12 protein-coding genes are annotated in these 20,623 nt (G+C 55.1%); 4 read left to right on the top strand and 8 right to left on the bottom strand.

Annotation, left to right across the window (positions count from 1 at the left end; genetic code table 11):
• Positions 1–30: 30 nt before the first annotated feature.
• Positions 31–3,480, bottom strand: a complete 3,450-nt coding sequence (locus tag B0G38_RS05005; protein WP_264668419.1) for a CDP-glycerol glycerophosphotransferase family protein — start codon at positions 3,478–3,480, stop codon at positions 31–33.
• A complete protein-coding gene (locus tag B0G38_RS05000; protein WP_264668418.1) occupies positions 3,481–5,007 on the bottom strand; it encodes a stealth family protein in 1,527 nt (508 codons plus the stop codon).
• Positions 5,008–5,198: 191 nt separating this feature from the next.
• Between B0G38_RS05000 and B0G38_RS04995 the strand changes: the two genes are divergently transcribed.
• Both B0G38_RS04995 and B0G38_RS04990 read left to right on the top strand, forming a co-directional pair.
• On the top strand, positions 5,199–6,362 hold the full coding sequence (locus B0G38_RS04995) for a CDP-glycerol glycerophosphotransferase family protein (RefSeq protein WP_264668417.1): 1,164 nt from the start codon (positions 5,199–5,201) through the stop codon (positions 6,360–6,362).
• Positions 6,363–6,373: 11 nt separating this feature from the next.
• On the top strand, positions 6,374–8,506 hold the full coding sequence (locus B0G38_RS04990) for an acyltransferase family protein (RefSeq protein ID WP_319801224.1): 2,133 nt from the start codon (positions 6,374–6,376) through the stop codon (positions 8,504–8,506).
• A gap of 150 nt (positions 8,507–8,656) precedes the next feature.
• On the opposite strand, the gene B0G38_RS04985 is transcribed toward B0G38_RS04990, so the two are convergent.
• Complete coding sequence (locus B0G38_RS04985) at positions 8,657–10,504, bottom strand: glycosyltransferase (RefSeq protein ID WP_264668416.1); 1,848 nt, start codon at positions 10,502–10,504, stop codon at positions 8,657–8,659.
• A complete protein-coding gene (locus B0G38_RS04980) occupies positions 10,501–10,887 on the bottom strand; it encodes a hypothetical protein (protein WP_264668415.1) in 387 nt (128 codons plus the stop codon). Before B0G38_RS04980 ends, B0G38_RS04985 begins: the two co-directional genes overlap by 4 nt.
• A 484-nt stretch (positions 10,888–11,371) precedes the next feature.
• Here B0G38_RS04980 and B0G38_RS04975 point away from each other — a divergent pair, with 484 nt between their 5' ends.
• Together B0G38_RS04975 and B0G38_RS04970 are read left to right on the top strand one after the other, a co-directional pair.
• Entirely contained in the window at positions 11,372–12,382 is a 1,011-nt protein-coding gene (locus B0G38_RS04975; RefSeq protein ID WP_264668414.1) for an acyltransferase family protein, read from the top strand.
• Positions 12,383–12,593: 211 nt separating this feature from the next.
• Complete coding sequence (locus B0G38_RS04970) at positions 12,594–14,219, top strand: stealth family protein (RefSeq protein ID WP_264668413.1); 1,626 nt, start codon at positions 12,594–12,596, stop codon at positions 14,217–14,219.
• A 242-nt stretch (positions 14,220–14,461) separates the two neighbouring features.
• Here B0G38_RS04970 and B0G38_RS04965 read toward each other — a convergent pair whose 3' ends face one another.
• From B0G38_RS04965 to B0G38_RS04950, 4 genes are all read right to left on the bottom strand, one after another.
• On the bottom strand, positions 14,462–15,865 hold the full coding sequence (locus B0G38_RS04965; RefSeq protein WP_264668412.1) for a glycerophosphodiester phosphodiesterase family protein: 1,404 nt from the start codon (positions 15,863–15,865) through the stop codon (positions 14,462–14,464).
• 203 nt (positions 15,866–16,068) lie between these two features.
• A complete protein-coding gene (locus tag B0G38_RS04960) occupies positions 16,069–16,575 on the bottom strand; it encodes an adenylyltransferase/cytidyltransferase family protein (protein ID WP_264668411.1) in 507 nt (168 codons plus the stop codon).
• A gap of 207 nt (positions 16,576–16,782) precedes the next feature.
• Entirely contained in the window at positions 16,783–19,494 is a 2,712-nt protein-coding gene (locus B0G38_RS04955; protein WP_264668410.1) for a bifunctional glycosyltransferase/CDP-glycerol:glycerophosphate glycerophosphotransferase, read from the bottom strand.
• Between the two features lie 202 nt (positions 19,495–19,696).
• Positions 19,697–20,620 (bottom strand): glycosyltransferase family 2 protein, encoded by a 924-nt coding sequence (locus tag B0G38_RS04950; RefSeq protein WP_264668556.1) that lies wholly within the window; start codon positions 20,618–20,620, stop codon positions 19,697–19,699.
• Positions 20,621–20,623: the final 3 nt, after the last annotated feature.

The raw sequence follows: 20,623 nt of genomic DNA, 5'->3' as shown, positions 1-20,623 counted from the left end.
GACTGGGAGGAGTTAGGAAAATGTATAGGTTCAGAAGAGCTGATCAACTACGCGTTCTGCAGCATGGCCATCGTCCTTGGGCGCAAATTTAGCCACAAAGGTTTCATGCTTCGCCTCGCGTTCGGGATCCGGACGTGACGTCGCATCGATAGCTCTGTACAGAGACTCCTCGGTCTCGACGATTGGTCCAGGAAGTTCGGAGTTGTAGTCGAGGTAAAACCCACGGAGTGTGTCCCGGTACAGCTCCAGGTCGTAGGCATAAAAGATGATCGGTCGACGCAATATCGAAAAGTCAAAGAACACGGACGAGTAATCCGTGACCAGAAGGTCACTGGCAAGGTACAGTTCTTGGATTTCGGGATAGCCGGACACATCGAGGACCATATCCTGTACGTTTTCGGGGATCTCGATTCCATTGCTGACCAATACGTGCATGCGCAATAGGAGCACAGTGTCTTCCCCAAACTTCTCGTGGAAACGCTCCAGATCAAATGGCAGTTCGAAATGGAATCTCCCCGATCCGCTGCTTTCCGAGTCTCGAAACGTCGGCGCATACAGCACCACCCGTTTGTCTTCTGGAATGCCTAGCTGTTGCCGGACCATACTTCCGACGCCCTCGTTCACCCCCCACACGAGAATATCGTTTCTCGGGTAGCCTTCCTCCAGCACGGGACCGTTGTATTTAAAGGCACTGCGGAAAGCGTTGGTGGCATAAGCGCTGGGTGAGACGAGAACGCTCCATTGACGAACTGCACTGCTGACCCGGCTCAGATATCCTTCATCTCGCCCATGGATCTCCTCTATGTCATGGGCCATCCGTTTAAGCGGTGTTCCATGCCATGTCTGGATCATGACTCCGTCGCTTCGGCGCCGGATATAGTGCGGAAAGTTTTGATTATTCACCCAGTACTTTGCCTTTGCAAGGTACCAGTAGTACCCCGGTGATAGCCGTTTGACCACCTTTGTGTGCTGGTCCTGATGCGGCAGTTTACCGTTGTAGATCCACACTTTGGTACGTGCGTCGGACCGCCGTACAAGTTCTTCGTAGATGTACCGGGGGCTGTCTGCATACTGCTTACCCAGACCGCTTTCGAACACGATGAGGTCTTTGTCAACGGTAGTCCGTGTCACTAACTTGTAGAACTGACGCATGGACGGAAAATAGAAACGGCTACGGCGGAATCGACCGAACAGCCTTTCTCCAAATTCAGGGTCGATAAGCTTCCGAATCCTGGATTCTGCAGCCTGGGCTGAACAGACAGCATCAAAGATCCTGCTGCAGTTGTTCTGGTCCTGATATTTTATGAAGCGGTGCGCACGTCGTACATAGTCCTCGGGCATTACACAACCATTGGCAAGTGTCTCTTCGAGAGCTGCGATTAATGTACTTGCACTGAAGGATATTTTCCCCGGAAGCTCTGCATCCAGATCAAGATGGGAGCCGTTAGGTCCCAAAAAACGCCGCCGGTCGAACTGATAATAGTGAACCGGCTTCTCGAGGAAGCTGAAATCGAAACCTACGCTGGAGTAGTCCGTGACCATCACGGCGCTTTCCTTAAGCAGATGTTGAACATCGACTTCGCCCTGGGAAATGATCCGGGCCGGTGCCCCCGTGAAATGATGGCGGAACTGCTGCATGTTGGGATGCAGGCAGAAAACGATCTCGGCACTGGTTCGTTCAGCTATTTGTCGAAGCTCCGGATCATGTAGGAACTGATTCCAGGCTTGGAAGTATTCTGACTCAGTAAATAACGCGGGATCCTGCAGCCAATCGCGCCAGGTAGGGATGACCAAGATCTGGTTCGTTTTCACCTTTACGTCGCCTGCGAATAACGAATCGAAACGGGCGAGGCCGGTAACCGCCACGTCCTTCGGAGCATAGCCGAAGTCCCCCACGATGTATTCTTTCTCGCGGTCTGAACTGACGATGAAGAGGTCAGTATCGAACCCCGAGGCCTTCTTGCCGTAATTGGGGACCATCCATTTGGTTCCCATGACTCCGTGCTGAAGGAATACTTTTACACCGGTAACAGCCCTCCGGAACTGGGGCAGCCTCGTCGGATAGAGGAAATCAGGGTGGTGCGAGCCGATAAAGCGCTCGGCCTGCAGGGAAAGTTCAAAATGGCGCTTGGAACGATAGTCGACCACGTTTCCCAACCCGCTGAGATTGCGCGCTTCAGGCGAGGCTGGATCGATGACATAGTAAGCCTCGATGTCAGGACGGTTCTCGCGCAAGTATCGGAAAAAGTGTAAGCCAGTGTCTTGCGCCTTGTAAGGCCGCTCCCCAACCAGCCACACACGTTTGCCGTTTGTCCTTCTTGGTAAGGGCACCCGAGTCTTCTTCTGCAGGTATTCGAAGGCATCAGTATCCAGCAGTTCCAGATGGAACGAAGTATTCTTGGCCTTGAACGTGTAGTACGGGACAATGCACAGGGTCTTGTCGCCGCGATTCTGCCAGCCGGCCCGCGACATTTTCCGAACTATGTATTTGGTTCTGCCGACTCGGACACGATGGGGATCCTCTGTACCACCCTCATGGACTTCCAGCCATGCATCAACCGTATCGTCGGCAGATAGTTGGTCATTGGAAAAACGTGCGAGGTCCAGTTGGGCTCGCAGCGCATATTCACGTAGACCAAAGCGCTTGGAAGTGACCTCTTCATCCAACTTGATGGCCGTGTCGGCAACGTACCGGGAGCCGCTTTCCCGTCCAACGAGTACCAGCTCGGCTTTGGTCGGACTGCCGTGCCGCGCTACAAGCCTTGCGGAGAGCCGGATAGAACCACCGGCAACGGACAAACGCTTTACGTAAACCGCGTTGTACGGTTTAAGAACCCGGTTGAGGGCAAGGGTAACGAAGCCTTTGCGGTTGACGTAGCCGACGATCGTGTTGTCTGCAGCAGAGACGGTTCTCAGGAAGCCGACATCGGTGTGCAGAAAGCGTCCGAAGGCCAACAGCGCGGTGCACGCTGCATCCGGTTCTACCGCGCCGGATTCTAATGCCAGGCGAAACTCCCCGAAGGACATCCCTACTTCAGCCCCGCCAACCACACGAATCTCTCGACTGTACCGGGGAATATTGGCCGCTGTAGCCGAAATCTCGAGGAACAAAGGGAACAACGCTTCCGAATCAGCGTCTGAGTCAACCTCATGAGAACCCGCTTCCGGGTTTATCTGTCGAGGCAGATCTGCCGCCAGCCGTCCAAGGTCAACCGATGCTACGAAAGACTTGCAGCCCGAGTCTGTAAGCTTTCCGGAGTCTTCCACACCAGCCAATCGGATCCAAGACTCTCCCGCGTGCAGTGCCCACAAGGCCACCGGACTGAGCTCGGGACTCAAGGCAAATTCTGAAGTGAGTATCGAGCCGTCCTGGGAGATGGCTAGTTCGCGTAGCTCTTGCCGTGCCGATCCGGAGCCAGGGTCCAGGAGGCGCTCCGCCTTCGACTTAGCTCTGGAAAACCCCGATTTCGGATCGGACATTTACTCTCCTAGTTCGAAAGAACTGGGGACGGGAAAATAGGCATTCAGAAACTGCTGCACGAGCTGGTCCTGCGCGGCCAGGTCAATGGAGGCACCGCCGATTTCATTGAGACAGAAAACGTCAGCGTCGCGGTCTCTCAAGAGCCGAAGCAGCTTCGCTTGAGCCGACGCTTCCCCTATATCGCAATAGCGGTACCTCAGGTCGCCCGGCACGGCTGCCCCAATCATGTAGCCGTAATAGTGCGCCAAGGAAGACGGAATGGATATATCTGATGGACTCCGAAACTGCGACTGGGACGTTTCCGCATGCTTCTCGGGAAAATCTAGTTCCAGCTGATGTAACGTACTCACTCGTTCGGGATGAGCAGCGTGTTTGAATTTGAATCGAACTGTGCGGCCAAAGCGATTCTCAATCATCGCTCGGTTTTGTTTGGCAGCACTGTCAACCGGGAGGTCAGCTAAATTGGGCGGCTCTCCATCGACCCCTTGCTCAGAGAGGAAGAACCGAGTGAGCCCACTGCCCTCGAAAAACAATTCCGGCTTGACCTGACGGCCGAAGAAGACGTCGTCGTTCAGATAGAGGAAGTGTTCACTCAGCCCGGCGATATGATGCAGTCGGGATTCTATCGCATGTGAGTTGAAAGTGGGGAGCGCGCCCTCCGGGAAAATTTCCCGATGATCGACCACTGTGACGCGTTGATTCGAGGTGTCGAGCCATTCCGGAACTTGTCCAGCGGTCACGAGGTAGACGTGGTTGATCCACGGGGCAAAATAATCCAGTGAGCGCAGCGAATAGCGCAGCTCGTCGTGCGATCGGTAGCGTTCATCATTGGCAGAATATTCATTCAGTCCGCCAAGATGCATTCGCGACAGTGCCGCGACCTTTCGCGCCTGCCATTCAGGATCCCCGCCGTCGACCCAGGTATAGACAACGTCGACTGGCTCCAGCATTTCAGTAACAGATGAATAGGAAGCTCGTTCCGGCTTCGCTATGATCTCGCAACCGAGATCGCTTCCGGCCAGCACCAGGCCATCAGCTGACTGCGGCTCAAACACCGTTAGCTGGGCCACATCGAATTGGTTGAGCTCGCTAATCAGTTTGGGAGCGCTGTGGCCAAGTTTGACGTACACCGGACGGCCAACGGAGACGTTCTTGAGAGCTTGGAACAGTTCCGCCGACTCGCCGGGAGCAATCACCAGGGATCCGGGCCTGTTCGGGTTGGGCTGTTCGACGCGGTACTCGATGCTGGCCCGGTCTGCTGCTTGCTGGGCCAGCTCACGGTTTGCCCTGATGGCTTCCACAGCTGAAAACCGCTCGACTGGCCGGGTCATGAGAACTGATCCGCCAGATATCACGGGATCCGTCGGGCCCCTCATGCCTGCCAGCTCGGCGCGAGCCAGAAAACGAGCGGTAGATGAGCGGAATGAAGCCTGCAGCTGTGTCCTGCCGTGGAACAGGTCGAAAACAGTCTGGACGACGGGCTGCGGCAAGTTACGTGCAATGGTGCCACGCAGTCCAGCGATCATTAATTCCTTCCGAAGCACAATAGTCCCCAAGGGCCACTCAAGATTCGTTACAGTTTACCAACAGAAAGCTGAACGGATTATGGATTCTGCAGATGCTCCCCCTGGCTGCTTCGATACGCTGAATGCTTCCCGAACCTCTAACAGGAGACTCTGTGTCACTCACTGCGAAGGCCCGTAGGGGCTTGAAGCTCATGGCCGACATTGCCGGCAACTTCTTGTTGGATAAGAGGGTGCGTCGACAGTTGATTGCCCGAAACCCGACTACACCTGCACAGTATGAAGCCATTCTGTACTTTGCCGATGACGCCTCCAGCACTTATCAGATCCGGCAATGGTTCGGTCCGATGCTCAAGCTGTCCGAACGACATCCGGTGGCTGTCCTGGTTCACAAGGCGACAACTGCCGCGGCCGTCATGAAGAATTGCCCGCTGCCGGTTTACTTGACGAGCAGCATCAATGAAGTGGAACAGTTCGTTAGTGCCCACGGAGTACGTGCCGTGTTTTACGTCAACAACAACCAGGCCAACTTCACTGTCCTGCGACTGACGGGCCCGGCCCATATTCACCTGAGCCACGGGGAGAGCGACAAGGTCTCGATGGCTTCCAACCAGCTCAAAGCTTATGACTTCTCGTTCATTGCCGGTGAGGCATCCAGACAACGCATACTCGCCAACGTCCCCCGTTTGGATCCCGATAAGCTGGTTGAAATTGGGCGTCCGCAATTCGACGATGTCGTAGAGGCTCCACCTAATAACGACGCCGGACGAGTCACAGTGCTGTACGCCCCTACATGGGAGGGCGACCGTGATGCTATGGCCTACGGTTCCGCAGCCTCCCATGGCCCCGCGCTTGTTCGCGCGCTCCTTGCCGATCCACGCTACCGCCTGATTTTCCGGCCTCATCCCCGTACGGGCGTTCGTCTTCGTTCACACGGAGAATCTGTAAAACTGATCGATTCACTGATCGCCTCGGCAGCGAAGAAGTCTCCCGATGCCGGGCATTACCGTGACCACGATGCGGATTTCAACGGAGCGATGGCGCAAGCTGACATCTGCATATGTGATATTTCGGCGATGGCAATGGACTGGCTCCCGCGTGGCAAACCCTTGCTGATTACCAAGCCCATCGAACCGGCGGCCGTTGTCGACCCTAGGGGAATCACGAGCGTTGTACCTGTGCTGGAAGCGGCTGACGCGGATCGGACGCCCTCCGTGCTGGACGCTCTACGGTCCCGTCCCATCAGCGTCGAGCAACTGGATTTGATCAGGCATCACTTCGGAGAGACGGAAGCTGGTGCAAGCACCCGGCGATTCCTCCTGGCGGTCGATAGAGCTATGCAGGAGTCAAGCTTGTAGAATAGTTCACCATCTGCCGATCCTTTCGCCGAGCTTGCGGCCTTGAAGGAGGAAGAACTATTAGGGAAAACCCACCTACAGCAGCCAAGAACAGCGGATTTCGCCCGGATATTCAAGGGCTGAGAGCTCTCGCCGTCTCTCTGGTCGTCATATACCATTTGTGGCCCGAGCGGCTCACAGGCGGCTATGTGGGTGTGGACGTTTTCTTCGTCATCTCTGGCTTCCTCATTACCTCGCATCTGATCCGGAAGCCCCCGCTAACGGGCAGGGAAATGGCCCAATTCTACGGGCGCAGGATCAGAAGACTGCTTCCCGCGTCTTTTGCCGTCCTTGCGGCTACCGCAGTTGCAACGCGCTTGGTTTCCGCTCCCACACAATGGGAAAGCATCGCCAAGGAAATCATCGCGTCTGCCCTGTACGTCCAGAACTGGGTTCTCGCCGGTAGCTCTGTCGACTACTTGGCGGAAGGCAATGATCCAACGCCAACTCAGCACTTCTGGTCACTGGCAGTTGAAGAACAATTCTATTTGGTCTGGCCGCTCGTCATCATGGCCGCTTTCTGGATTGCCGCCAAACGCCGGCTTAGGGCGGGCGTTTTAGTTCGATACGCAATTGCCGCCGTCGTTGTCGTTTCCCTCGTCGTCTCAGTGCTGGCAACGGCGGCGGAACCAGGCGCTGCCTACTTCATCACTCCTACCAGAATGTGGGAGCTCGCCATCGGTGGTCTGGTCGGTTCCGTCGCCCCGCTGACCGCAAGCCGCCTGAATCCGTCGGCCAACGCGGTACTGGCCTGGGTCGGGATACTGGCAATTGTGGTGGCGGGCGTAACGTACACCGAGGCCACACCATTCCCCGGTTCTGCAGCGCTTATTCCCGTCCTCGGTACTGCTTTAGTCATCCTCGCAGGTAGTAACAGCAGCTTGTCCCCCACGGGCATCTTCCGTTGGACACCGGTGCAATGGCTGGGCGGGATTTCATACTCCGTCTACCTTTGGCATTGGCCCCTTATCGTTCTGTTGCCCTATGTTAGCGGCGGTGATCTGGGGTGGCTGGATAAGGCCGTGATCCTCGTGGCCACCGTAGTGCTGGCGGCGCTAAGCAAGACGTTCATCGAAGACAAGTTCCGTTTCACGAAGTCGGCACAAGGTCTCCTGCCGACGTTCCGGTTTGCCGCGGCAGGAATGATCCTGATGACTGTGTTGGGCGCAGCACAGCTTGCGGAGGTCAACTATCGCTCGCAACAAGCGGAGCAACGGTTATCGGCAATAGAGACGAGCGGCGACCCCTGTCTCGGTGCGGCTGCCATCGCCAAGGGGTTCGACGTCTGCGAGCCTGATCCTACCGCCGAACTAGTTCCGGAACCAGAACTGGCGAAGGATGACAGGTCGGATGCCTATGCCGATGGCTGCTGGTCCAACGCGCCGTTCACGGAACGGCCCATTTGTACCTACGGCAGCGGCGAGAAGAAGGTGGCCCTAGTGGGAAATTCCCATGCCGGCCATTGGCTCCCCGCACTCCAGAAACTGGCAGAACGCAATGACTGGACGATTTCAACGTTCCTCGTCTCACGTTGCAATCCCACCGACGTGCCTCTGGAGTTTGATACGCAGGAAAAAACCGACAACTGCCTTGCCTACGGTGACTGGGTGTTGGAACAGACCAAGGGCGATAAATTCGATCTTGTCATTACATCTGAAAGACAATCCGTACCCGTGCAGGGCGAGACCTGGGAAACGACGGAGGCCCCTGCTGTAGCCGGTTACAGGTCTTACCTGTCCGCTTGGACCGACTCCGGCACTACCCTTTTGGTGATCAAGGATCCTCCCTACCCCGGTAACGAAATCAGCTCCATTCCCGACTGTCTAGCCGAGAACGAGAACCGTTCCGCCAATTGCACCGGGTCCCCTGAGGAGTGGCATTGGCCGGATCCTCTGCATACAGCTGCAGAAATCCTTGAATCCCATCGCCTTTCGACGGTGACTATGGACCGTTATTTCTGCGCAGACGACGAATGTCATCCCGCAATCGGCGGTATCGTCACATACTTCGACGGTTCGCATATCACTGCCACCTACGCAAAGACGCTTGCGCCGTATCTGGAGAAACCGATCTTAGAAGCAATGAAGCCGGATGTTCAGAGTTGAAAAACTCGGACTAACAACATGGATAAGTGGATCTCATCCGAGAGAAACGTAGACACGGTGCTATCCGCGCCAGGACGGATACAGCTCTGCGTCAGAGAACCGCTCCATCCCTCGCATAACCGTGCCCCGGCCAAAACGCGCACAATCGGCTCAGACGAGCTTGAGACTCAATGATCCGTGAACCGTAGCGTACGGTACCCACGAATGGGTCGGGCCCGGGAAACCGACTCTGAAAGTCTTCAACACGTTGCTTCCATGAACCTGGACAAAGATATCGAGTTCATTGTTCGATGCGTCAACGCCCCGATCCAGATCCGATATCAGCGCCGAACCGCTGACTACCAACCGACCGGGCATACGCTCCACGACCTCCATGGGGAGAAAGGCCGGTTTCCCTCCGGCACGTCGTCCAATAACCAGATTTGCCGCCAGAACCTCCTGCGCGGCAGGACCGGAATGCTGAGTCCATAGGACATCAGCCGCAATTTCCAATCCCCCGGAAGCGATATATCCGACTTCGCGGAGCTTCAGCGACAAATCGGACAGCACCACGCGCTGTGCGCGCTGATCCCAAGCCTTCTCGATGGCAAGCGCCCATTGGTTGATGACCGCAGTATCAGAAAAACGAATGCTGCGGTCCCAAGCAACCTCTCCCATCTTCTGGGCCAACTCATCACCTCCACATAGTTGGATCACACGATCGGCGGCCGCGTCCACATCTCCTGCAGAGACCAGAAAGCCATTTTCTCCATCATCAATTACGTCGCTCGGACCATAACGAATGTCGTAGGAAACGGGTGGGCACCCTCGGCCAAGACTCTCCATAAGCGACAGAGGCTGCCCTTCGTTCCGGCTTGTCAACAGCGAGAAACGCGCAGTTTCAAACTTCGCAGCCGCATTTGGTGTATGCCCATGGAGATGGACAACGTCCTGCAGGGACAGCTCATCGATTCTCGTTTGAAGTTCTTCCCGCAAAGATCCTGCTCCATAGATGTCCAGCTTTACCTGCGGCATCACTTGATGTACTCGCGCCATCACATCAATGGCGTGGGGGACGTTCTTCTGCGCCTCTAATCGGCATACCATCACGCCGTTCGTCGAGCGACTTGCAAAATCAGGCAATGAATCCACTCGGGGTTTGGGATTCGATACTGTGAACAGATTCGATGCCGTCCCAAACCGCTCCTCGTAATCTTGACGGTGTTTCTGGGTCAGGAACACGATGCCGTCCCAAGCAAGAGTGTTTTCGTGTATCAGCTTTTGCCCAGCCGCCATTTTCCCCTTGAATGGGTCTCCCCCACTGGCAATATGACTGTTGTGGAGAACCATGAATTTGATGATGTTTTCTGACTCCAAGGGGGAAACAATCCGGCTGGCAAATGCGCTGTCGACAATGAATGTGCTCGGCTCTCCCGCTGCCAGAGAGCGCAGCCAAGAACGGTAGAAGTCCCCGGCTTGCCGCCACTGTGCAACCGGGGCACCGGAAATGTCGAGAAGGGTCAGAAAACGGCCAAGTCCCTTTCCCGTACGATCTTGAGGTGCTTCGTCACGGAGGAATTCGGTACCGTCCGGCCGATAGAACTGACGCACAGCTACCGTGCTTCCATCTGGGCGCAGTCTCGTTCGCGTGAAGACTTTCCCCTCGGGGTCCAGTACCACTTCTGGCAACCCTGTTTCGCCTTTATCGACAGGGACATCAATCGGCAGAGGACCATCGACATTTCCAAGGCCCTTGGATCTGTAGTGCTGGAAAACGTTCAGTACTTCAGTTCCTGCTGCAAGTTGGCCTTGTCCTTGCAGCCGTTCCACAGTCGATGCATAGCTAGGCTTCGGGTCAAAGGTGACAATCGTCGCCGTCCTCCCCCCGTGCAGTTGGAAAGCGCTTCCACGGTGGAGGCTCATCGTCGTCATCCCGCCGAAGTTATCGGCGATGCCCCAGAGGACCATAAAGTACTTCATCGCAGGCAGTGCGCTCCCGCTGGTACCCGGTTCAGTCATGACTGCTTCCTCTTTAGGCTGAGGTTGCCGAACTTAGTGGGATAGGGCAACCAATGAGCGTTCGGGAGATCCCATGTAAGGCGGATACGTGATTCGCCGGTCAGTGTCCGAACGATGAGGAAAACGTCTGCCAAATCGTCGATTTCCAAGCCTAGCTCCCCCATAGGTATGGTGCCGCGAACTTCGAAACGCTCGGGATCTGCGTTGACGTGCGCGATATATTCGCGCGCGGCTTTAGACTTGCGACCAACAATCGCGAATGCTAAATCCGTCGGGGAATCGGCGATGTCACTTCGACGAGTGGTTCCAGTCAGTGTCAACGCACCTTCAGCGTTGACACTGACCTTCTCAAGCTCGAATTCGACCAATGAGGTTGCAGGCACAGTCGCTCTCCCAAGTTGTCTGTCACTCATGATTCGTGACAATTGATTTATACAACTCTATCGGGACGAGGTATCGCGGATCCGGCGAACCTGCCCTTGCTGTGTTTTTGTGGTTGTGAAGGAAGGATCTGGTGCCTTCTCATGCAGGCAAAACTGAGCCTCGATGGTTGCGCGAGCGCACACGTGCACCCCTCGAACCCCGGGTAGCAGCCGCCAAGTAGATTCGTTGAACGGGCGACTGCTAGCTCATTTTGGTAGTCTAGCCAACTGGCCCCTAAGTTCCTGCCGCATCGAGGACACGATCCAGAACAATCGAAAAACAGTCCATTCACGCACCACCCCCGAGACATCGTCAGTTCAGCCGAGCTTTGAACGCTCTCAGAACGCAGTTCGAGGACGCACATTGAGAACAAGCATTTCCCCTCGTCAGGGAAGCCATCGTACAGAGCCGACCCGTCAGACCTGGATTGACCAGAGTCGATGGGTGGCAATCGTGCTTGTAGTCGTAGGTCACGCCGTCGGTATGCTCAGAAATGACAGTGCTCTGGCGCTGGCCATCTCTAATTTCGTGTACATTTTTCACATTCCCGTTCTTGTGGTTTTGGCCGGATGGGGAGCCAGGAATCTACAAGCCGATGGTTCCGGCTTGTCAAAGATCACGCGTCAATTGATTGCGCCGTACATTGTCTTTCAACTCATAGCGTTTCTCTTCAGCTTTATCTTCGAGGACACCAATCCCAGCTGGACCTTCGTGGAGCAGACCTTTGGCCTATGGTTCCTCGTCGCACTGGCCTTATGGCGACTCGTTGGTCCATGGTTCCGGGGTATCAAGAACGCGTTGTTGATCTCAGTTGTAATCAGCCTGCTGGCTGGACTGACCCCGAGTATTGGAGACTTTCTCTCGCTGTCACGGGTGCTGTTCTTCCTTCCAATGTTCCTTATAGGCCCCTGGTTAGTTGATCGCATATCCGAGTGGAGAAGCGATCCCCGCTCTCGTGCTCTTGGACTCGTCGTACTATCGGCCGGCCTCACGGTGGTGATTGTTTTTGGAGAGAACTTTTGGCGCCTGCCGTTCCTCGGCAATTTGAGCTATGAGTCACTTGAGGTTTCCAACGTGGAAGGCATGCTATGGCGGCTTCTTGCCATGGGTAGTGGCTTACTCATGGCGGCGGGCTTCATGCTGGCTTTGCCTGGACGGCCCAACGCACCCACAGGAATCGGGAACTTCATCGCTGATGCTGGTCGCGACACGATGTACCCGTATCTCCTGCACTTACCTCTACTAACAGTGGTCGGGGCGACCCCTTTCGTAGACATGGGTCATCCCACGCTTCGAACGGCCGTGTTTGTTGCTGTCGCGACTATCCTCTGTATCGTTACCGTCTGGCGACCAGTACGACTCCTGACTCGACCGCTCGTTGAACCTTTGTGGTTTTTGCCGCGTATCCCATCCGAGCACGAACGTCTTAAGGCGAACAGCAACAGTACCTCGTGATTGCTTCTGGCTGGGTCATGGCGCCATGTAGACGCCGAGGGCAGGGCTGGAACGTCGCTCCATCTGAGCCCGCTGGCAAGAGATTGAACGCGACGGATCTAGTTGAAAACACAAAATACTTCACAACATTTAACCCCAGGAGGATTGATTCACAATGAGGAGCAGCGCTCGGCAATGGGCAAGGTTAGCTCGCAGAGGAATCATCACTTGGTTGCGCGCCATACTCGGCAACAATCCTTACAGAAATTTAAGGGCCTTCGTCGTTGAGTTCATGAGGTTCCGTCGAGTCCGCTCCGTTCCGCGTGGACGTCGATCTCTTGAGCGTGAACTTACATTCAAGCAGAAGGAACTCTCCTATAGTCGGGGCGTGTTGGCTTACCCGTTGGGCGGGCGTATGCCGGAGGAAATTCGGGTCCTAAACCTGATGAAGGTCACTGACGCGTTGTCAGGCGCTGGCATCGATTGGTTCATGGTCCGAAACGATGCGAAAACTCGATATACCGTTGCCGTCATGGAGGATCAGAAGTCCGCCCTCGCCGACGTACTGGCGAGTTCGCTTAGAAATCAGGCAGTCTACGTTGCTGATGCAGGTACAACAGGGAAGCTCTACCTAGTAGCCATGCTCAGCTCACAGCCTGACCTTTTGAAAGCCTCCGTGCTGCGATTCGGTTCGTTCTTTCAGTCTGAGCAAACGGACTTTACGATAGGACTCGAGTACGCTTGCGACGTCGAATTCTGGCACGAGGCCCCGGCCAAACTTGGAACGTTCGTAACTCCTCGCCGTAATGCGGCAGCTCAATCCATTGGAAGTTCAGATTTGTCTCCTGCAGCAGTTGAGATAGCTGATCGCGAGCTGCCCACTCTCAGTGTTTTCAAAAGGCGCATGTTAGACGACGTAGCCTTTCCTATAGATGCTGTATACACGTGGGTTGATGGCGATGATCCTGAATGGCTCGAGCGCAAACGGCGATACGAAGCCGAGGATTTGGGAAATGTCTACCACCCGGAGGCCAATCATTCTGCGCGCTTCCGCTCTCGTGATGAACTCAAATATTCGCTGAGATCATTAGAGATGTACGCCCCATGGTTCCGGAACGTCTTCCTGGTTACCAATGGTCAGGTCCCAGCTTGGCTGCGAAAAGATCATCCAAAAATCCGGTTGGTTACGCACGAAGACATTTATGGTGATCTACCCTATCTTCCAACCTTCAATAGTAATTCCATCATTTCCCGCCTACATCACATACCTGATTTGAGTGAACATTACGTCTATATCAATGACGACGTCTTCTTCGGTAGGGCGGTGTCTCCGGAGCAGTTCTTTCTGCCAAACGGCATAGCTAAGGTCTCGCAGTCCAATAATAGACGACCATTTGGGGAATCCGCAGTATCCGACGAGCCTCATATCAACCTAACGCGCAACATTCGGCGGCTGATCGAGAATGAATTCGGAATTACTATTTCCCGGGCGATAAAGCATACACCGCATCCACAGCTTCGAAGCGTGCATTTTGATATGGAACGCCGCTTTACCTCTGAGTACCACCAAACTTGGAAAAGTCGATTTCGGCACCACGACGATATCGTCGCTGATCAGCTATTCCACTATTATGCCCAAATAGCGCAGAAAGCCGTGCCAGGCAATCTCCGATATAACTACATAAACGTACTCGACTCCGCATACGAAGGCACCATGATGTCGATGCTGCTAAATCGTGATCGAGACTGCTTCTGCCTGAACGATGCTCCGGTTGAAGGTGCGGTTCCGTTGAAGGACGAACAGGTCCTAGACTTTCTGGATCGATATTTCCCCGTCAAGAGCAGCTTCGAACTATAGACCGGCCCTGCTGGAATTAGCTGATTACGGGCCGCTGGGCGCGACTGGTCCGCCAGTACTCGCTATGGAAGCATTCGGGCTGCCGGTACGCCGTCCGGCACCGTCAGGAGATCAGCGGATGGCCGCCGGAACATCAGTGCGTGTCCGGGCAGAAATTGTCCTGACACAATGCCAGTGCCTCTGAAGAATTGCGCTTGGTCGCTTTCAAATCAAAGGGGCGCCTGACCATTTCACCTTAGGTGCTACTTCAGCAGATCCAGCTGGAAGTAGTCGATATTAAGGCCCGGAACTATGTCCGCCGGAACACGAAGAGTGAGTTCGTGGATGCCCATTTCGAAGTGCCTCGTTTCGAGTGGTTGGCGTTCGAAGGCATTGAGACTGGTGGTGTTGTCGATCGTGAACGTATCGCTGGCTTCGCCGTCCCACTCGGTCATGATGCTGATCGCCGGCCCGTCGGAGGCAACACGCGTCGAAATCTGGTAGGTTCCGCTGCGCTTGACATCGACAGAATACTTCACCCATTCGCGGCCGCGAATCTCAGCAAGGGCGTACGCGCCCCGATTGTCGCACACATCGAGCATGGGCTCTTCCGGACGTAGGTCGCACTGGTTGCGATCGACATCCAGGTAGCCGACTCCCTGGCCACCAGGGACGGGGTCCTCAGCCTGAACCCGGATCGATTTGTCCCCGGGGTGATGGTTCCAGCGCTCAAGCAGACCCCCATCGCGCCAGAAGTCCATCGCTTCCACGTTGTCCGTCTGTAGTACCGTGGCGCCAAGCTTGACGAGAGCATTCCAATCGTGATTGGCGCCACGCAGCGAGCCTTCGTCTGTGTGTCCCGCGGCCAAACTGCCCCACATGCTGTTGACCCAGATGCGGCTGGTCTCCCGGATGGCCTCCACTGCGGCCGGTTGAACCTGCGGATCCTGAAGACTGTTGAAGACCACCTCGTATGCTACGGGCTGGCGCTCGGGGAAGGCACCGATATGCGTTGCGGTAGCATCGTCAACAATATGCATATACAAGATGCTCTCATCGATCGACATAAAGTCGGCTGCCTGTTTTACGTCTGGACTACCCTTGAAGATGACGTGGTCAACCGTCTCCGTAGCTAGAAGGACTTCGTACAAACGCTCCCGGATGTCCCAGCCCTTGTCGAGATTCACGAAGGCCTTATGCCTTACCGCAAGCATGGCTTCTTCCAGAGTGGGGATAGCGTTATTGGTGATCGCGGCGTCGTTTCCGCCTAGCCCTTCGACGAGGCGCAGTTTCTTGATCTCGGACAACGAGAGGTCGGCAACACTGCCGGTACCATTGGTCGTCCGATCAACTGTCTCGTCGTGCATAAGCACCGGGACCCCGTCTGCCGTGAGGCGGACATCGATTTCAACAACGTCTGCGCCGTCGGCCATGGCTTTCATGATGGCGGGAAGAGAGTTCTCCGGGTAGTCGCGCCATTGAGCACGATGCGCGGCAATCATGATTTTCGCGGTGGAATCGTGGTCGAGTAACTCGGAGTGGAGTTTCGCGAACGGCGGATCTGCCGGTGCACGCTGCACAATGGCCGCCGCTACGACGATGGCTACCGCGGTGACGAGGACAATGAGGCCCACAACGACCGCAAGGCCCATCGTTAGAGGTCTCATAGGTTCCCCTTCCAATCCAAGTACCCCCAACCGCAGCCATAGCGGCTCCGAAATCAACGGTCTCACCGAAATGAGTCCCATGGTCGCTTGAGAATTTTAGGCCCGGACAGCACCGAAAGAGATCAGCGCTATTTAACCGGTTGATCACTCGATCAGCGTACCTACGCCCGCCATTGCCTCGGGCATCGCAATGACGGTCCGGGCTAGCTCAGTTCTTTGACTATCTGGCTTATTGCGTCCAACGTTTTCTTGAGCTCGGCTACATGATGTTCATCAAAGGCACTAAGAATACGCTTCATCTCAGTCGTAGAAACGCCACTTGTGCGTGGTAAATAAACGACCTCAACCTGATCCTCTAGATCGTCAAACTTACCTTTCCAGTCCTCACCTATACCAAAAACGTCTACGCGATATCTTTCTATATCTTCCCGCTTCTGGGCCCAACGTTGCTCAGGAATAGCTTGATCCACGTACCTGATAGCGCGTACGATTTCGATCCGTTGTTCGAAAGGCACGACGGGTCTCTTTCCCTTTAGAGCGTTGAACTCATCCGTGGAGACACCGACTATGAGACGATCTCCCAACTGACTAAGTCGCTTCAGGATATTCAAGTGCCCAATATGAAATAAATCAAATGTGCCGTAGGTCAAAACAGTTTTCTGCGGGCGACGCACGTCCTCGTCGCCCGAATTAACCGACTCCTCGGACATGGTTCCGCCTTTCTCATTGCCCAGGCTGGATTTCGATGTTTTGTGAGAATGAATGTCTTCATTTCGCGGGCTGCATTAAATATCTCGCAGAACGCATTCACACTGAAACTGGCGGGATATGTGGATGTCTCGCAAGAACTTGCACATTCACATCCACATATCCCTATACGCTCATCAGCGTGACGACTTGGAATGAATCAGGACGGGTTATTCAGCATCGAGAATCTGTACAGCACGATTGAACGGCACTTCCTTCCGAATGCTTCGAATGGCTTTGAAAACTCGTTCCGAGTTTGCGCCGTCCCGGAAAGGAAATGTTTGCGCGCGTCTCGTAGCATACTCCGATTTTGAATGGTCTCCTGCTAAGGCTTCCTCTATCGATGAAACTGCCGTCGACACGTCCGAAGCAACGGGGCCGAAACCGTGTTTGTCATAGTCGAAATAGCCCTTCTCGTAAATATGTTCACCGGCAAGAACTCGTCCACGGTCGAACTGAAAGTATACGAGCGGCAGTTCAGCGTAGGCGGCGTCGAAGGCCGTCGACGAATAGTCCGTTACTACGACGGCACTCGTCGCAAGCAGTTGACTAAACGGCATGTCGTCCCAGGTCAACAGCTCGACATGTGATGGCAGTTCCATTTCATCCAAGTACTCAGCCAAACTTGGATGGGGGAGCATCGAAATTTTCAGTCCCCGAGCTTTCGCGAACTCCCTCAGGTCCTCGGACTGGCACAAAGTTCGCCAGTTCCACGCATACTCGGACTCAGCGAAGCCTTCGATCTTCATGCGTTGGCCGTTAGTCATCACCTCGCCCGCGAGCCAGCTGCGCCAGGTCGGAGTCAACAGAATACGGGAACGATCCTGCCCTTTCGCCATCACGCTTAGCAGTGCATCATGGCGAGGGAAGCCCGTCAGCTGCACTTCGCGTTCTGTGAATACATAGCTTGTGCCGTCTCCGACGATAGACAAATGTTCTGCGTTTGAAGCTGTTATCAGCAAGTCGATCGCTTTGGTATTGAACCACTTGGATTGATCATCCTTAGTGACTCCATGCTGCAGGAACGTGAATTTCCAAGGCATTTTCCCATAGTGCTTAGGGTCGAGTGGATTCGTTACGAATTTGTCCAAGTGAGACGAGATGTGGTGGTCTGCATGTAGGAGTGCGGCTTTCCATGCATCAGAACCATACTCCAGCAGGCGGAATCCTTCTTTGTGCAGCCGTTCCCAATCTGGCGACTTTCGTAGCAGAACAAACCATATATTCATATCAGGATGCTGCTGACGAATATACCTATACAGGTGTTCCGCATTGTCGTTGGCACGGTCTACCCGGTCCATAAGAACCCATGCATTCTTGTAGCGATGAGCGATATAGCCTCTCGCTGCCAGGTTCCGAACGCGCGCAGCAGCGCGTATCTCGGGATTCCGCCGGCGCTCTGCCTTACGGCGGATCCTTGTTGCCCTGGCCTTACCTTCTCTAAGGGAACGCACAATCAAACGTTGAAGCCTTGCCTTTCGAGATCCGCTGCCTGCTGGCTGCTTCCTCGAGCGGGCAGTGATATCTATACCCGCCAGCGCCTTGCTGACCTTGTACGGCCTGAGAACGTATACCGGCCTTCGTTCACGTCCTAGCTCGAGAGGGGTCGGAGTTCCGTCTAAGGTCACGCTAAATGTGCCTGTTGCTGGAATCCACAAATACCGTCTACTGAATAGAGTCCTGCCGAAGAAAGAGACGGACTGGGATTTTGCCCATCTAGGAGCAACACGCAATCCTTTGACCCGAATTTCCTCGTCAGGGACAGCACCGGAGTACTGATACCTGAGGAGTGTCAGCTTTTGATCCGTGTCGACCCGTTCTACAACGACTTGCGATGCTCTTGCGTCGGGATATTTATAGCCGAGCAACAGGGCATCCCTGAGCTCGCGGTCCGTACCCATGACATCAAAGGTATAAATGGCCTCCTCGCTGATCCCCTCGATAACGCGCGCGATGAGCCGATGGAATTCATCCAGTGTGGCATCGTCTAGAAGCCGGGACGGAGCCCCGGGCCGACGGTCACCTCGGAAGTACCAGAAAACGTCGTAAAGAAGGAGGAGCTGAAGCCACAACGGAACTTGCGAGTACCGGCTCTTTGCTTGTTCCACTAGATCAATATGACCGTAGAGCAATACATCAGTGTATTTTTCCCGTTTCAAACTTCCGGTTTGAACAGCCGAGTCTCCCGCAGCTCGTTTCCGATAGAAGTATCTCGCAGAAGCAACATAACCGATCGTCGGACGTTCCAAGCGTAGAAGATAGGAGGAAATGAAGTGTGCATCTTCGAAACTGAAGCGCAATGACTCTTCAAATCTGAGCCCATGTCGCTCGATGTGCTCTCTTCTGAGGACAGCTGTCCCAGCGCTCATATGGAAAAAGTCAGGTGATCGAAGGAGGTCGACAATCCTGTCGCCATCACGAAACCGCCGTCTAAGCGCGTGCGTATCCGCAATCCTGCCGGTCACCTCATCGTGGGTAATCAGGTGGGTCGCCAACATCGATGCCAGACCCTGAGTGTCCGCTTCGATGTTTTCACTCAAAACCGAGAAATAGTCCTCGGCTATATAGTCATCGGGATCACAAAACGTAATCCAATCCCCCGTAACGTGCTCCAGCCCAAGGTTTCTGGCTGATGCTTGGCCCCCGTTCTCCTTAGTTAGAATGAGGACGTTAGCATCGACCTGACGTTTCCATTCCTCAATGATCTCTAGTGAATCATCTGTCGAGCCATCATTCACTAGGACTATCTGCAGTCTGTCATGGGGAAAGGTTTGTGATTCAAGCGATTTGAGGTAGTCCGGCAGGTATGGCGCGACGTTGTATATAGCTGTCACAACCGAGAACAACGGCGAAGCTGCCCCGGATTCACGTTGGATATTCAAAATTGCACTCCCATGCACTGTCGAACTAGATCAGGCGCTGCCTGACGGATATGTATTCCAAATGAATTCCTTGGCCTGTCAGAGGGATTCATTTGGACCCGGTCTTGTCTATGCCTCGCCGCATGCAGCGGCCTATGCGGCTAAGTATTTTGTTCGCCAGTCTAAAGCAACGAGGATGGAGACTGGCTTCGAAAACCACGGGTCAAATCACAGGCCAGCGACCCGCAGCTCCCATCCGGAACAGAGTGGACCACCTGAGCTTTCGGCGCCGTTCATTCGGTCCCCACGGATTCTGCTGCCAGCCCGACCGCCAACCAGCGAACCATGGCTTGAGCTGCTCCGGTTGTCTTCGGGAGCGGGCGACCTGCACCAAGGTCCAGGAGGCGACGTAAATCCAACTGAAGGGCCAGTGCAAGTTCCTGCGTGCCAGCCAGACCCGGTTCCGGGCGTTAAGCCGGAAGAACTCCTCATGCCGGCGGGGATCGATCACCGGATGCCCGGCGCTAAGGTCGCCGGCATACCAAGTCCGGAAACCGGTGTCCCAGACACGCCACGCGAACTCTATGCCTTCATGGGCGTACCAGAATGTCGCAGGCCAACCGTTGGTCCGGTCAAAAACATCCCGGCGCATGACGATGGCCATCTCGACAACGGAGAAGACGTTGCTGGATTTGGTATCTTCGCCCTTGTTCAGACGCGGAATCCACCGCTGCGGCGCATCGGGGTTAGCGGGGTCTTCAATGCGCGGCTGGATCATGCCAATGTCCGTCTGGCTCCGAAAGAGCTGGGCAGCCTTGCACAGGAAGTGCGCGTCCGGCAGCCAGGCGTCGTCGTCAAGGAAGAACAGGTACTCGCCCGACACGTGCGGCACCCCCGCATTGCGCCCGGCGGGGATGCCCAAGTTCTCTTCCAGATGAAGTGACTTGAATCCCGCGGGCAATCCGTCGGGCCGCCAGCCGTTGCCCACAACCACAACATCGAGCGCAACGCCCTGCTGTGCCTGCAGCGAAGCGAACCCACGCTGCAGGTCCTCCGGGCGGGTTCCCTGCGTCAGGATGACGACGCCGAAGGTCGGCGGCGCTGCTGACCCTTCCCCCGCCGTCGTACTCTCTTTAGTGCCTTCCACGGC

Origin of the sequence: Crystallibacter permensis, from assembly GCF_025960875.1 — a bacterium.
In the GTDB taxonomy this organism is placed as follows: domain Bacteria; phylum Actinomycetota; class Actinomycetes; order Actinomycetales; family Micrococcaceae; genus Crystallibacter; species Crystallibacter permensis.
Note: the sequence above shows the minus strand (reverse complement) of the source record. Positions and strands in the feature narration are given on the sequence as shown.

What these genes read in the sequence shown, in the direction of transcription:
- B0G38_RS05005 (WP_264668419.1), bottom strand. Translation starts at nt 3,480, where the DNA reads ATGTCCGATCCGAAATCGGGGTTTTCCAGAGCTAAGTCGAAGGCGGAG.
- B0G38_RS05000 (WP_264668418.1), bottom strand. Translation starts at nt 5,007, where the DNA reads ATGATCGCTGGACTGCGTGGCACCATTGCACGTAACTTGCCGCAGCCC.
- B0G38_RS04995 (WP_264668417.1), top strand. Translation starts at nt 5,199, where the DNA reads ATGGCCGACATTGCCGGCAACTTCTTGTTGGATAAGAGGGTGCGTCGA.
- B0G38_RS04985 (WP_264668416.1), bottom strand. Translation starts at nt 10,504, where the DNA reads ATGACTGAACCGGGTACCAGCGGGAGCGCACTGCCTGCGATGAAGTAC.
- B0G38_RS04965 (WP_264668412.1), bottom strand. Translation starts at nt 15,865, where the DNA reads ATGAGACCTCTAACGATGGGCCTTGCGGTCGTTGTGGGCCTCATTGTC.
- B0G38_RS04960 (WP_264668411.1), bottom strand. Translation starts at nt 16,575, where the DNA reads ATGTCCGAGGAGTCGGTTAATTCGGGCGACGAGGACGTGCGTCGCCCG.